15 protein-coding genes are annotated in these 12670 nt (G+C 73.5%); 6 read left to right on the top strand and 9 right to left on the bottom strand.

The features are described from left to right. Positions 1-10: 10 nt before the first annotated feature. Complete coding sequence (locus tag ASE27_RS00700) at positions 11-229, bottom strand: hypothetical protein (RefSeq protein WP_056644662.1); 219 nt, start codon at positions 227-229, stop codon at positions 11-13. A 197-nt stretch (positions 230-426) separates the two neighbouring features. Between ASE27_RS00700 and ASE27_RS00705 the strand changes: the two genes are divergently transcribed. Then, entirely contained in the window at positions 427-1464 is a 1038-nt protein-coding gene (locus ASE27_RS00705) for a hypothetical protein (RefSeq protein WP_056644665.1), read from the top strand. A gap of 44 nt (positions 1465-1508) precedes the next feature. Continuing rightward, a complete protein-coding gene (locus tag ASE27_RS00710) occupies positions 1509-1826 on the top strand; it encodes a hypothetical protein (protein ID WP_056644670.1) in 318 nt (105 codons plus the stop codon). 10 nt (positions 1827-1836) lie between these two features. Here the strand turns inward: ASE27_RS00710 and ASE27_RS00715 are convergent, their stop codons facing one another. Continuing rightward, positions 1837-2328 (bottom strand): GNAT family N-acetyltransferase, encoded by a 492-nt coding sequence (locus ASE27_RS00715; RefSeq protein ID WP_056644672.1) that lies wholly within the window; start codon positions 2326-2328, stop codon positions 1837-1839. Positions 2329-2409: 81 nt separating this feature from the next. Here ASE27_RS00715 and ASE27_RS00720 point away from each other — a divergent pair, with 81 nt between their 5' ends. Further along, positions 2410-4620, top strand: coding sequence for an NHL domain-containing thioredoxin family protein (locus tag ASE27_RS00720; protein ID WP_082608359.1), 2211 nt, complete (start codon positions 2410-2412; stop codon positions 4618-4620). 97 nt (positions 4621-4717) lie between these two features. Here ASE27_RS00720 and ASE27_RS00725 read toward each other — a convergent pair whose 3' ends face one another. The 4 genes from ASE27_RS00725 to ASE27_RS00740 all read right to left on the bottom strand — a co-directional run bounded on the left by ASE27_RS00725 (position 4718) and on the right by ASE27_RS00740 (position 6554). After that, positions 4718-5185: a PTS glucose transporter subunit IIA gene (locus ASE27_RS00725; protein WP_082849272.1), complete on the bottom strand. Its 468-nt coding sequence runs from the start codon at positions 5183-5185 to the stop codon at positions 4718-4720. Next, a complete protein-coding gene (locus tag ASE27_RS00730; RefSeq protein WP_056644675.1) occupies positions 5182-5412 on the bottom strand; it encodes a PTS transporter subunit EIIB in 231 nt (76 codons plus the stop codon). Before ASE27_RS00730 ends, ASE27_RS00725 begins: the two co-directional genes overlap by 4 nt. A 64-nt stretch (positions 5413-5476) precedes the next feature. Then, entirely contained in the window at positions 5477-5722 is a 246-nt protein-coding gene (locus ASE27_RS00735; protein ID WP_056644676.1) for a PTS transporter subunit EIIB, read from the bottom strand. A 49-nt stretch (positions 5723-5771) separates the two neighbouring features. After that, positions 5772-6554, bottom strand: a complete 783-nt coding sequence (locus ASE27_RS00740; RefSeq protein ID WP_056644677.1) for a GntR family transcriptional regulator — start codon at positions 6552-6554, stop codon at positions 5772-5774. A gap of 233 nt (positions 6555-6787) precedes the next feature. On the opposite strand from ASE27_RS00740, the gene ASE27_RS00745 reads away from it, so the two are divergent. Then, on the top strand, positions 6788-8248 hold the full coding sequence (locus ASE27_RS00745; protein WP_082608361.1) for a PTS transporter subunit EIIC: 1461 nt from the start codon (positions 6788-6790) through the stop codon (positions 8246-8248). Next, entirely contained in the window at positions 8245-9918 is a 1674-nt protein-coding gene (ptsP, locus tag ASE27_RS00750; RefSeq protein WP_056644680.1) for a phosphoenolpyruvate--protein phosphotransferase, read from the top strand. Before ASE27_RS00745 ends, ptsP begins: the two co-directional genes overlap by 4 nt. A gap of 184 nt (positions 9919-10102) precedes the next feature. Here the strand turns inward: ptsP and ASE27_RS00755 are convergent, their stop codons facing one another. After that, the gene (locus ASE27_RS00755) at positions 10103-10369 is read right to left on the bottom strand and encodes an HPr family phosphocarrier protein (RefSeq protein WP_056644684.1); all 267 of its coding nucleotides are present in this window, start codon (positions 10367-10369) and stop codon (positions 10103-10105) included. A 269-nt stretch (positions 10370-10638) separates the two neighbouring features. Beyond that, positions 10639-10797: a hypothetical protein gene (locus tag ASE27_RS20050; protein WP_157257328.1), complete on the bottom strand. Its 159-nt coding sequence runs from the start codon at positions 10795-10797 to the stop codon at positions 10639-10641. Positions 10798-10908: 111 nt separating this feature from the next. Here ASE27_RS20050 and ASE27_RS00760 point away from each other — a divergent pair, with 111 nt between their 5' ends. Beyond that, positions 10909-11829, top strand: coding sequence for a sugar phosphate isomerase/epimerase (locus ASE27_RS00760; protein ID WP_082608362.1), 921 nt, complete (start codon positions 10909-10911; stop codon positions 11827-11829). Positions 11830-12035: 206 nt separating this feature from the next. Here ASE27_RS00760 and ASE27_RS00765 read toward each other — a convergent pair whose 3' ends face one another. After that, complete coding sequence (locus ASE27_RS00765; RefSeq protein WP_056644691.1) at positions 12036-12641, bottom strand: HdeD family acid-resistance protein; 606 nt, start codon at positions 12639-12641, stop codon at positions 12036-12038. Between the last annotated feature and the right edge of the window lie 29 nt (positions 12642-12670).

The following is a 12670-nucleotide window of genomic DNA, read 5'->3' on the forward strand; positions in this document are numbered from 1 at the left end:
TGCGCGAGCGTCAGGCCGCCATGGCGCAGGTCAGCACCGAGGAGATCGCCGAGGCCTCGAGCCAGCGCCGGACCAGGCGGGCGTCCGCGGCCCGCCGCAGCGGGCTGCGCAGGCTCAGGTGGGCCGTGGCCCGGTGCTCGACCAGGGCCGCGCGGTCGTGGTCGAGGGCCCAGAGGATGGCGCAACGGATCTCGTCGGTCGTGGGCCGGAAGGCGTGGTCGAGGTGCATGGTCCCGTTCACGTGGTGAGGCCGCGGGTGCGCGGCGGCGAAAAGTGTGTACACCTCTCAAGAGGGGTGAAGCGTGACTTCATGACGCGAGATCTGCCGCGAGTTTTGCGAGGATCTGCGCGCGGCGCGGCAGATCCCTCGTCCGCGCCGCCGGAAGGCGACGCGCGCGTGTCGGTGGGCTGTGCCAGCCTCGTCGCATGGACAGGGACGAGGCACGGGAGATCAAGCTGCAGCTGGCGGACTTCGCGCGAGATCTCGCGGAGCGCGCGGGCACGGACGCGACGGCCAGCGCTGCGGGCGCGCCCGGCGAGGACTCGGTGGCCGCGCGGGCCGTGCGGGCCCCCACGCTCGCGCTCGGCCTCGCCCCCCGTGAGGGCGGCGGGTACGGCATCGCGGTGCGCTACCGGCTCGGGGTCCCGGCGGCCCGGAGCATCGCGCGCCGCGTCGCGTCGGAGGCCGGGCCGGTCGTGGACGTGCGCCGGACGGGACGGATCCGGCCCCTCGGGCGGACGGGCGGCACGGGGCCGCGCCCGCCCGTCGTGACCGCGCAGGCAGCAGGGGAGACGGGGCGCGTGCGCCCCCTGCGTCCCGGCGTCTCGATCGCGCACGTCGACGTCACCGCGGGCACGCTCGGCGCGTTCGTCCTGGTCGGGGGCGTGCTGCACGCCCTGTCCAACTTCCACGTGCTCGCAGGCTCGCCGCGCGCGAAGGTGGGCGACGCCGTCGTGCAGCCGGGGCCCGCCGACGGCGGACGCGCGCCCGCCGACCAGGTCGGGACGCTCGCCGCGACCGTGCCGCTCGCGCCCGGGCGGACCGCGACCGTCGACGCCGCGATCGCGCTGCTCGACGACCCGGACGTGGACCTCGACTACCCCGTGGGGCGCATCACGACGACGGCCGTCGCGCTGGGCGGAGAGGTGGTCGGCAAGATCGGCCGGACGACCGCGGTCACCGCGGGTCGCGTCACGGCGATCGAGCTCGACGACGTCGTGGTCGGCTACGGCGAAGGGCTCGGGGCGCTCCGCTTCGACGACCAGATCGAGGTCGAGGGCACGGGCTCCGGGCCGTTCTCTCGCGGCGGCGACTCGGGGTCGCTCGTGTACCGCGAGGACGGCGTCGCCCTGGGCCTGCTCTTTGCCGGCTCGGAGACCGGGGGGGAGAATGGGACCGGGCTGACGTACGTCAACCCGATCGACACCGTCCTCGCCGCGCTCGACGCCCGGCTCGCCGTCTGACGCGGGCCCGCGTCCCGCGCCGGACGGTGGGAGGGCGGTGCACCGTGGCGAGCCTCGAGCAGGCCCGTGAAGCGAAGACCGCGCTCAAGCACGCCCTCGCGGGCCACGACGGCGTCACGGGGATCGGCCTGACGCGCGGGCCCGCCGACCCGGGGGGTGCTGCCGGCGCGGCCGGCGTGAGGGACGGCGGCGCAGCCGCGCAGGCTGAGGACGCCCAGTCTGCGCAGGACGCGGAGCAGCCCGACGACACCTGGTGCCTCCAGGTCAACGTGGTCGACACCGAGGCGCAGGACCGGCTGCCCGCGGAGATCGACGGGGTTGCGGTCGTCGTGCGCGTCACGGGGCAGGTCGGCGCGGGCTGACGGCTGTCCGTCAGACGGGAAGCTCGAGGATCAGCTCCGTGATCGTGGCGTCGCGCGCCGGCGCGAACGAGTCCTCGCTGCCCACGCGCACGAACCCGTTGCGCTCCAGGACCCGGAGCGAGCCGAGGTTGTCCTCAGCGACCCGCGCCTGGAGCGGGCGTGTGGGCACCTCCGCGAGAAGGGCTGCCAGTGCCGCGGAGGCCACCCCGCGGCCCCACCAGTCCCGCTGGATCCAGTAGGTGACCTCGGTGTCGCCCTCGATCGGGAAGACGGCCGCACTGCCCACGACCACGCCGTCGACCTCCACGACCCTGCTGACGATCGCGGTGTCGGCGAGGATCCTGCGGAACTTCGCCAGGTAGGCGTCGCGGTCACCGGCGGTCGCGTCCGTGAAGGCCGCCAGGTGCTGAGCGCGGGCGTCGAGCTGGATCTCGAACAGCGTCGGGAGGTCGTCCTCCCGCAGCGTCCGGAGCGAGACCTTGCGTGCCGGGTCGTCGGCCATCACGCCTCCACGGGGGATCGGGGACCGCGAGGCTAGCACCCGAGGGCCGGGCAAGCGCGCGGACTGGGGCAGAATTCTCGGGTGAGCTCCACGACCCCCCACGCCCGCCTGCCCCGCGTCCGCGCCTCCGAGCTCGTCGGGCGCGGCTGGCTCAACACGGGCGGCCGCGACGTCACGCTCGCGGACCTGCGCGGCCGGGTCGTCGTCCTCGACTTCTGGACGTTCTGCTGCGTCAACTGCCTGCACGTCCTCGACGAGCTGCGCGAGCTCGAGGAGGCGCGCCGCGACGACCTCGTCATCATCGGCGTCCACTCCCCGAAGTTCGAGCACGAGGCAGACCCGGTCGCGCTCGCTGCCGCGGTCGAGCGCTACGAGGTGCGTCACCCCGTCCTCGACGACCCCGAGCTCGTCACCTGGTCCGCGTACACCGCGCGGGCCTGGCCGACGCTCGTCGTGATCGACCCCGAGGGCTACGTCGTCGCGCAGATGGCGGGCGAGGGGCACGCGTCGGCGCTCGCCGCGCTCGTCGACGAGCTCGTGGAGGAGCACCGCGCCAAGGGCACGCTGCGGTCCCTCACCGCGGGGAGCGACGACGTCTACGTGCCGCCCGCCCCGACGTCGGGCACGCTGCGCTTCCCCGCCAAGGCGATCGCGCTCCCGGGAGGCAACCTCCTGGTCGCGGACGCGGGTCACCACTCGCTCGCCGAGCTCCTGCCCGACGGCGAGACGCTCGTCCGGCGCATCGGGTCCGGCGAGCGCGGGCTCGTCGACGGAGGGCCGGACGTGGCGCGGTTCAGCGAGCCCAACGGGCTGTGCCTGGTCCCGGCCGAGCTGCGTGCCCACCTCGACTACGACGTCCTGGTCGCCGACACCGTGAACCACGCGCTGCGCGGGGTGCGGCTCGCGGACGGCCACGTGACGACGGTCGCGGGGAACGGGCAGCAGTACATGGTCGGTGGGGTGGACAACGTGCTCGCCTCCCCGGACGGTGGGGTACCCGTCGGCGGGGAGCTCGCCGAGATCGACGGGCCCTTCGGGTCGCGACTCACCGTTCTGCTGGGGAGCGAGATGTCGGTGCTGCCGCGACCCGCGGGCCTGCCGGCGTCGATCGAGAGCGCGGGCGGCGCGGTGCTGCAGAAGCTCTCGTCCCCCTGGGACGTGGTCTGGGTCGAGCAGATGGGTGCGTTCCTCGTCGCGATGGCCGGGAACCACTCGCTGTGGGCCTTCGACGGCGAGCAGGGTTCGATCGGTCTCGTCGGTGGCACCATGAACGAGGGGCTTCTCGACGGGCCGCTCGTCGACGCGTGGTTCGCACAGCCCTCCGGGCTGGCGGTCGGCCCGGACCGTCGGGTGTGGGTCGCGGACTCCGAGACCTCGGCGTTGCGTGCGGTGACCCCGGTCCCGGGGACCACGCAGGGAGAGGTGGCGACCGCCGTCGGGCAGGGGCTGTTCGACTTCGGGCACCGCGACGGCGCGGCCGACCAGGCCCTGCTCCAGCACCCGCTCGGGGTCGCCGTGCTGCCCGACGGGAGCGTCGCCGTCGCCGACACCTACAACGGGGCGATCCGCCGCTACGTCCCACCGGCCGCCTCGGACTCCGGCACGGGCGCAGGTCCCGGCACGGACGCGGGCCAGGTGACGACCCTGGCGACGGGCCTCGCGGAGCCGAGCGACGTCGTCGTGCTCGTGGACGGCGAGCCGTGGACGCCGGGTACGCCCGCCGCCCCGGGTGCGCGCATCGACCTGCTCGTCGTGGAGTCGGCGGCGCACCGCATCACGCGCGTCGCGCTCCCGGCGACGCTGGCAGGCGAGCTGCTCGACGGCGGGGCGCACCGCACTCAGCGTCCGGTGACCGACGTCGTGGCCGGGGAGCTGCGCCTCGACGTGCCGTTCTCGCCCGCTCCCGGGCAGAAGCTCGACGACCGGTACGGCCCCTCGACGCGGCTGATCGTGAGCGCGACGCCGCCCGAGCTGCTGCTCGACGGAGCGGGGACGGGTCCCGACCTCGTCCGCGCACTGGTCGTCAACCCCGAGGTGGCCGAGGGCGTGCTGCACGTGACCGCGCAGGCCGCGTCGTGCGACGTCGTGCCGCTGCTGGCCGACGGGACGCCCGACCCCGACGTGTTCCCCGCGTGCCACCTGGCGCAGCAGGACTGGGGCGTGCCGGTGCGGGTCGTGCAGGCGCCGGACGAGTTGTCAGAAGTGGGCCGGAGTATGCCCCGGGCCACTTCTGACGACGGATCCGCGGAGGGACCGTCGGGGCACGTGCTGACACTGCCGCTGCGGGGCTGACCCGACGTCTGGGCTGCCCCGCCCCTGACGTCCGAGCTGGCGCCGGACATGGCAGGACGAGCGAGACCTCGAGGTCGCGCTCGTCCTGACAGCCGCATCACTCCCAGATCAGCAGCTCTTCGCCGCGGGCGACCCACGTCCCGACCGGGGCGAGCGGCGTCACGGCCTCGACCGATCCCTCGAGCGCGACCACGGGGCAGACGGCCGACCGGCCACCCTCCTCGATCGCGGCGGGATCCCAGGTCACGAGGGTCGTGCCCTGGTGGACGACGTCCCCCTGCGCGACGTGCAGCGTGAAGCCCTCGCCACCCAGCTGGACCGTGTTGATGCCCAGGTGCACGAGCACGGCCTGACCGTCGTCGTGCTTGATGACGAACGCGTGCGGATGGACCTTGACGACCGTCCCGCTGACCGGTGCCGAGACGAGGCCGCCCTCGGCCGCGTCCGGTGCGATCGCGATCCCCGGCCCGACGAGCCCGGCGGAGAACACCGGGTCGTCGACCTCGGCCAGGGCGACGACGGTCCCGGTCACGGGGGAGAGGACCGTCAGGGGCGCTGTCGTCAACGGAGGTCCTCGATGTCGGACGCGATGTTGTCCGCGTCGGGGCCGACGATCACCTGGATCGCGTTGCCCGTCCGGACGACCGCGATGGCTCCCGCACCGGTGAGGACCTTGTCGTCGACCAGCGCGGGGTCCTCGACCTCCACACGCAGCCGGGTGATGCAGGGTTCGAGGTCGAGGATGTTGGCATCCCCGCCGAGCCCCTTGAGGATCTGCTCTGCCTTGCTCATGTCGTGCTCCTTCGTGTGCTGGTGCGGACGTACGTCGGGGTGCCCGCGAGCCGCGGGCACGGGGTCACATCAGGTCTGCGAGGTCCGAGGCGATTGTGTCGACCTGGGGGCCGACGACGACCTGTACGACTCGTCCGGTCGTCATCACGCCGAAGGCTCCCGCGGCGCGCAGGGCGGCGACGTCGACGAGGCTGGGGTCCTTGACGAGCGACCGCAGTCGGGTGGTGCAGGGGTCGATCTCCTCGATGTTGCTCACCCCGCCGAGCCCGGCGAGTATCGCGGCGGCCCGTGCTGCATCGGCTGCAGTCATCGTTGCATCCTCTCTGGTGCGTGGGTCGTGGACGTGTCTGGTGCGTTGTTCATGCGGTCTCGACCGCCTCCGGTGCGGGGGCAGGTCGGGGGACGATCGTGGGCCGGGCCTCGCGGAGCGGGACCACGACCGAGTACCGGTCGCCGCGGTAGCACATCTGGGAGTACATGCAGGCGCCGTCGTCCGCGTAGGTCTTGCGGTGAGCACGCAGCACGGCGCGCATGCTCGTCATGGCCAGGATCGACTGCTCGGTGGCGCTGGCCTCGGCGGCCATGATGGTGTCCTCGCCCCAGGTCGGGGAGTGGCCGCGTTCGCGCAGCGCGCCGTACAGGCTGTCGGGGACCCCGTCGTCGAGCAGGTCCGGGGCGAGCGCCACGGGGACCCAGGCGCGCTCGACGGCCATGGGCGTGCCGTCCGCGCAGCGCAGCCGCTCGACGTAGTGGACCAGGTCCTCGGGGGCGATGCCGAGCGCCTCGGCGACGACCCGGCCCGCGGGGAGGGTGTCGCTGTCGATGACCTGGGTGCTCGGGGACATGCCGAGCCGGCGTGCCTCCTCGCCGAACGTCGTCAGGCGCATCTCGAAGTCGGTGTGCTGCGGCGCGACGAACGTCCCGCGTCCTTGCTCGCGCTGGAGGACCCCGTCGGCGACGAGCGCGTCGAGGGCTTGGCGGACCGTCATCCGGGAGACGCCGAACTTCTCGGTGAGCACCCGCTCGGAGGGGACGGCGTCCCCGACGGACAGCTCGTTCGCGATCAGGTCGCTCAGGTAGGCGCGCACGATCTGGTGCTTGTGCCCGCCTTTAGGTGCTCTGGCCTGCGTCGTCGCTGCCACGTGTTCCTCGCTCTCGGTCGCTCCGGTGGTGCCGGGGCTTGACACATCATGATGTCTAGACCACTCTGTCCGCAAGTGGTCCAGACAACTATCCCACCACAGACGGTGGAGATGGTTCGGGTTACAGCAACGACGCGCTCCAGTGTCCGGGCCGGCGTCGTGGTTCAAGGCAGAACTACCGTTCAGCGGTGCGATCCGACGGCCTCGGTGGCACCCGACAACAAGGAGTGAACATGACGTCCGTGGCCGAAGCACCCAAGGTGAAGCGGGGCATCCCCGGGTTCGCCCAGCTTCAGAGGGTCGGTCGATCCCTCATGCTGCCCATCGCCTCCCTGCCCGCCGCCGCGCTGCTGCTGCGCCTCGGGCAGGCCGACATGCTCGGTGCGGACGGCGCCTCGGGCACCTTCCCCTGGCTGCAGCCCGTCGCCGACGTGTTCGCGTCCGCCGGCAACGCCCTGTTCGCGAACCTCGCGCTGCTCTTCGCAGTCGGTGTCGCGGTCGGCTACGCCAAGAAGGCCGACGGCTCGACCGGCCTGGCTGCCGTGATCGGCTACCTGGTCTTCAAGGGTGTGAGCGACGCCCTCTCGCCGTACGTGCTCGGCAAGCCGGCCACCCCGGCCGAGTGGCTGGCCGGTGCCGACCCCGACGCCGTCGCCGCGGCGGGTGACGGGAACTTCCTCGACCTGGTGACGGCGGCCATCACGGGCCCGCCGGCGCAGAAGCTCATCAACTACGGCGTCCTCGGTGGCATCGTGATCGGTCTGACCGCCGCGATCATGTTCCAGAAGTACAGCCGCATCAAGCTGCCGCCGTACCTCGCGTTCTTCGGCGGACGTCGCTTCGTGCCGATCGTCACCGCCGGTGCGGCAGTGCTCATCGCCGTGGTCGGCGCCCTCATCTACCCCTGGTTCGACGCGGGCTTCACGGCCATCGGTGACTGGGTCACGGGCTCCACGGTCCTCGGCGCGTTCGTCTACGGCACGGCCAACCGCCTGCTCGTCCCGATCGGGCTGCACCACCTGCTGAACTCGCTGCCCTGGTTCCAGTTCGGCGAGTACACCGACGCGAGCGGCGCGGTCTGGCACGGCGACATCGCGCGCTTCCTGCACGGCGACCCCACGGCCGGCACCTTCATGACCGGCTTCTTCCCGATCTTCATGTTCGCCCTCCCGGCTGCCGCGCTCGCGATCATCCACACGTCGAAGCCCAAGAACCGCAAGCTCATCGGCGGCATCATGGGCTCGGCCGCGCTCGTCGCGTTCGTGACCGGTGTGACCGAGCCCCTCGAGTTCGCGTTCGTGTACGTCGCCTACCCGCTGTACGCGATCCACGCTGTCCTCACGGGCACCTCGCTCGCCCTCGTCAACGCCCTGGGGATCAAGTCCGGCTTCGGCTTCTCCGCCGGCGCGATCGACTACATCCTGAACTTCCGGATCGCGACGATGCCGCTGTGGATCATCGTGATCGGCCTCGGGTACGCGGTGATCTACTACTTCCTGTTCCGGTGGGTCATCACCAAGTGGAACCTGCGCACGCCAGGCCGTGAGGACGACGACTCGGCCGTGGGCGCCGACCCGACCGCCGACCCGGTCCTCGTCGCCGAGGAGAAGAAGGCGGCCGACGCCGACCTGTCTCCCGCGGAGCTCGATGCCCGAGGCTCCGGGACCACGGCCGGCGGCGGAGGCGGCAGGTGACCTCCGTCCTCGACGGTGTGGGCGTGAGCCCGGGGCGGGGGGCCGGCGTCGTCGTGACGATGCCGGCCCCCGTGCCCGAGCCCGCCGCCTCGACGCTCGGACCGGACGCGGACGTCGAGGCGGCCGTCGCCGCGATCGACGACGCGGTCCGCAGCGTCCAGGCGGACCTCGCGGCACGCGCCGCGAGGGCGACCGGCACGGCCGTCGACGTCCTCACGGTCACGGCCGCGATGGCCGCGGACACCACGTTGTCCAAGGAGTCCGCACGCAAGGTCCGCGACGAGCGGACCGCGCCCGAGCGGGCCGTGTGGGAGGCGGCGGGGGACCTCGCGGCACGCCTCGAGTCGCTCGGCGGCATGATGGCCGAGCGTGCTCACGACGTCCGCGACGTGCGCGAGCGCATCGTCGCGGCCCTCACGGGCCGTCGGGCGCCGGGCGTCCCGGACCTCGACCACCCGTTCGTGCTCGTCGCGGCAGACCTCGCGCCCGCCGACACGGCGACGCTCGATCCCGAGCGCGTCCTCGCGATCGTCACGAGCGGGGGAGGCCCGACGTCGCACACCGCGATCCTGGCCCGGTCGCTCGGGATCCCGGCGGTCGTGGCGGCCCCCGGGGCCGTCGAGTTGGTCGACGGCGAGACCGTGCTCGTCGACGGTGCGCAGGGCACGATCGAGCGCGACCCGTCGGCCGAGGACGTCGCGCGGGTGCTCGACCGCCCGCGTGGTCCGCGCGCCTTCGACGGTCAGGGCAGGACGGCCGACGGCGTGCGGGTCCAGCTCCTCGCCAACGTCGCGGACCCGGCCGGGGCCGCCGCCGCGGTCGCCGCGGGAGCCGAGGGGGTCGGCCTGTTCCGGACCGAGTTCTGCTTCCTCGGGCGTACCGAGGAGCCGGGCGTCGACGAGCAGGTCGCGGCCTACCGGGCCGTGCTCGGTGCGTTCGGGGGCCGCAAGGTCGTCGTCCGCACGCTCGACGCGGGCGCGGACAAGCCGCTGCCGTTCGTCACGGCCGACGACGAGCCCAACCCGGCGCTCGGCGTCCGGGGGCTGCGCACCGCCGTCCGGCACCCCGAGGTCCTGGCGCGCCAGCTCGACGCGATCGCTCGGGCCGCGGCTGCCGAGGAGGCGGACGTGTGGGTCATGGCCCCCATGGTGGCCACCCCGGACGAGGCGCAGGAGTTCGCGGCTGCCTGCCGCGAACGAGGCCTCTCGACGACCGGCGTCATGATCGAGGTCCCCGCTGCGGCGCTCCAGTCGCGGTGGATCCTGGAGCAGGTCGACTTCGCGAGCATCGGCACGAACGACCTGACCCAGTACACGATGGCCGCGGACCGCGAGACAGCGGACCTCGCCGCGCTCTCGACGCCGTGGCAGCCCGCTGTGCTGGCGCTTGTCGGGGCCGCGTGCGCCGGCGGTGCCGAGCACGGGCGTCCCGTCGGGGTGTGCGGGGAGGCCGCGGCCGACCCGGCCCTGGCGCCGGTGCTCGTCGGGCTCGGCGTCACGTCGCTCTCGATGACGCCGCGCGCCCTGGGAGACGTCGCGGCCGTCCTCGCGGCCACCACGTCGGAGCGGTGCGCGGAGCTCGCGAAGATCGCGCTGGCCTCGCCGACTGCGACGGCCGCGCGCGACGCGGTCCGTGCGCAGCTGCCCGTGCTGGAGGAGCTGGGGTTGTAGCCCCGCGGCGGTGCTGCCTCACCGTCCGCCCCACGACACAGCCCGTGATCCCTCGCACGAGGGGTCACGGGCTGTGTGCTGTCGCGAGGGCCTCGCGTCGCCGGTCGAGCGTGACGTCCGGGTCGTGGGCTCCGTCAGCGACGAGTCCGGACGTCACGCTCGGTGGAGAGGTCGAGACGAGACGTCAGACCGTCTCCTGCGCGAGGAACGCGGCGAGCGCGTCGAGGGCCGCCTCGGCCTCCGCGCCGTCGGTCTCGGTCGCGAGCACGACCTGGTCGCCTGCTGCCGCGCCGAGCGTCATGACGCCGAGGATGCTCGCGGCGTCCACGGCCTCGGCGCCTTCCTTGGTCAGGGTCACGGCGACGGGCTGCTTGCCCGCCTCGGCCACGAACAGCGCTGCGGGGCGCGCGTGGAGTCCCTCGGCGATGGCGACGGTGACAGTTCGTTCCATGACGTGCTCCTGGCTGGAAGTGGTATAGACCAGTCCACTGTAGCGGAGGTCGGCAAGCCCGACGGCACGGGCCGCCCGGGCGCGTCGCGGCCCACGGGGAGTGGCCGCGGGAGGTGCGTTCTGGCGTCGGGCTGTGGGGCGGGGGACGGCCGCGGGAGGTGCGGTCCGGCGCCGGGCGGGGGATGTGGGGAGCCGGTCGCGAGGGGTGCGTTCCGGCGTCGGGCGGGGAACGGGGAGCCGAGCGGCGGGCGGCTTGGCGCACTGCCGGGTCAGGCGGAGTCCTGCTCCAGGTAGGCGACGAGCGACTCGAGCGCTGCGAGGGCGCGCACGTCGTCCGTGTCGGTCGACAGGACGGCCCCGTCGCCGGGGCCGAAGCCCGGGTGCGGCGCGCCGGCAGGTGAGGCCGCGGCGGCGTCGGGACGATCCATGCTCACTCCTGCGCTCCATGCGGTTCGGTCGAGCAGCATCCTGCCAGAGTTCGAGGGCCTCGACGGACGACCTGTGAACGACGCGCATCCGTCGGGGCTAGGGTGGCGGACATGCGCGAAGCGACGACGCCCGACGCCCAGCCGCCCGTCACGGGCGAACCCGGCGAGGGCGAGCCCAGCACGGGCGACGAGCCCCGGATCAAGGTCACGCTGTCCAGCGCGAGCGTGTACCCGCGCAAGGCGCCGTTCGCGTTCGAGGCTGCGGCACACCTCGGGTACGACGGCATCGAGGTCATGGTCTGGTCGGACTCGACGACCCAGGACGCCAAGGCGCTCGCCAAGCTCTCGGCTGACGTCGGCGTCCCGATCCGCAGCGTGCACGCCCCGACGCTCCTGGTCAGCCAGCGCGTGTGGGGACGGCTGCCGGGACCCAAGCTCGAGCGGACCGTGGACCTGGCGCTCGAGCTGGGGGCGGGGACCGTCGTCGTCCACCCGCCGTTCCGCTGGCAGGGCTTGTACGCGCGCGGGTTCGCCGACCACGTGCGCGAGCTCAACGCCGCGACGGGCGTGACGATCGCGGTCGAGAACATGTACCCGTGGCGCGGCCGCAAGCGCGAGGTGCAGGCCTACCTGCCCGGCTGGGACCCCACGGACCACCCGTACGACAAGGTGACGCTCGACCTCTCGCACGCTGCGGTGGCCCGGCAGGACAGCCTGGCCCTGCTCGACGTGTTCGGCGACCGCCTCGCGCACGTGCACCTGGCCGACGGGACCGACTCCATGTCGGACGAGCACCTCGTCCCGGGGCGCGGGGGCCAGCCGTGCGACAAGGTGCTGGGCGAGCTCGTGCGCCGCGGGTGGGAGGGCGACGTCGTGGTCGAGATCGCGACCCGGCGGGCACGGACCGCGGCCGAGCGCTTCGAGGACCTCGCAGCCTCGCTCGCGTTCGCGCGCACCTACCTCCAGCCCGGGCCGCACGCCGAGTACGCGCCGCCGCCGGGGCACGAGCACCGGCACCTGGACGCCTGGTAGGGGTTGAGCGCGGCGGGCGGCCGGGGCTGCAGCCGCCGGGCGTCGACTGCTGCTGCCGTCGGGTCGGCCGGCCGGGACTGCCGGGTCCCGTGGGCGCGGGGTGAGCCGGGTGCCGAGAACGGGGTTGCGTTCGTTCTGAGGGGCAGAACGAACACAACCCCGTTCTCGACCGCACGGAACCTCGTGCTCGGCGGGCGGGGTGCCGCCTAGGCCGCCGGCCCCGCGAGCGCCGCCTTGGCGTCCTTCGCGGCCGTGCTCTGCGCGAACGCCGCGACGAGGATCACGACGCCCGTCACGACGAGGTAGAGGCCCAGCAGGACCGTGATGGTCTGCAGCCCGGTCACGGGGCTCACGAGGACGAGGATCCCGAACACGACCCAGAGCGCGGCCGTCGCGAGCTCCCAGTCCCAGCCGGGCTCGCGGGTCCTGCGGGCACGCAGCGCGCCGATCAGCCCCACGAGCCCTGCGACGAGCGCCCAGATGCCCACGAGCCGCAGCACGAGCGTGACGCTCGCCGAGGGCCACACCGCGAGCGTGATGCCGACCGCGATCCCCAGGCCGCCCACGACCCAGCGCCACACCCCGCCCTCGCCGTCCTTGCGCTGGCGCCCGGCCTCGATCAGGAAGAGGACCCCCTGAATGGCGGCCATCGCGGCCACGAGCCACGTGAGCCACTGGATGCCGCGGTCGGGCTCGACGAACAGCACCACGCCGATCACGAGGAACAGGATGCCGCGCAGGTAGGCGAGGCCCCACAGGCGGCGGGCGATCTTGGTGGTGCGTCCGGTGAGGGACTCGTCCTGCTCGGTCATGGGGTCCACCGTCCTCACGGGGCCTGCCC

It is taken from the genome of Oerskovia sp. Root918 (genome assembly GCF_001428945.1).
GTDB lineage: Bacteria > Actinomycetota > Actinomycetes > Actinomycetales > Cellulomonadaceae > Oerskovia > Oerskovia enterophila.

What these genes read in the sequence shown, in the direction of transcription:
- ASE27_RS00715 (WP_056644672.1), bottom strand. Translation starts at nt 2,328, where the DNA reads ATGGCCGACGACCCGGCACGCAAGGTCTCGCTCCGGACGCTGCGGGAG.
- ASE27_RS20050 (WP_157257328.1), bottom strand. Translation starts at nt 10,797, where the DNA reads ATGGATCGTCCCGACGCCGCCGCGGCCTCACCTGCCGGCGCGCCGCAC.
- ASE27_RS00765 (WP_056644691.1), bottom strand. Translation starts at nt 12,641, where the DNA reads ATGACCGAGCAGGACGAGTCCCTCACCGGACGCACCACCAAGATCGCC.
- ASE27_RS00745 (WP_082608361.1), top strand. Translation starts at nt 6,788, where the DNA reads ATGACGTCCGTGGCCGAAGCACCCAAGGTGAAGCGGGGCATCCCCGGG.
- ASE27_RS00755 (WP_056644684.1), bottom strand. Translation starts at nt 10,369, where the DNA reads ATGGAACGAACTGTCACCGTCGCCATCGCCGAGGGACTCCACGCGCGC.
- ASE27_RS00760 (WP_082608362.1), top strand. Translation starts at nt 10,909, where the DNA reads ATGCGCGAAGCGACGACGCCCGACGCCCAGCCGCCCGTCACGGGCGAA.
- ASE27_RS00700 (WP_056644662.1), bottom strand. Translation starts at nt 229, where the DNA reads ATGCACCTCGACCACGCCTTCCGGCCCACGACCGACGAGATCCGTTGC.
- ASE27_RS00730 (WP_056644675.1), bottom strand. Translation starts at nt 5,412, where the DNA reads ATGAGCAAGGCAGAGCAGATCCTCAAGGGGCTCGGCGGGGATGCCAAC.
- ASE27_RS00735 (WP_056644676.1), bottom strand. Translation starts at nt 5,722, where the DNA reads ATGACTGCAGCCGATGCAGCACGGGCCGCCGCGATACTCGCCGGGCTC.
- ASE27_RS00705 (WP_056644665.1), top strand. Translation starts at nt 427, where the DNA reads ATGGACAGGGACGAGGCACGGGAGATCAAGCTGCAGCTGGCGGACTTC.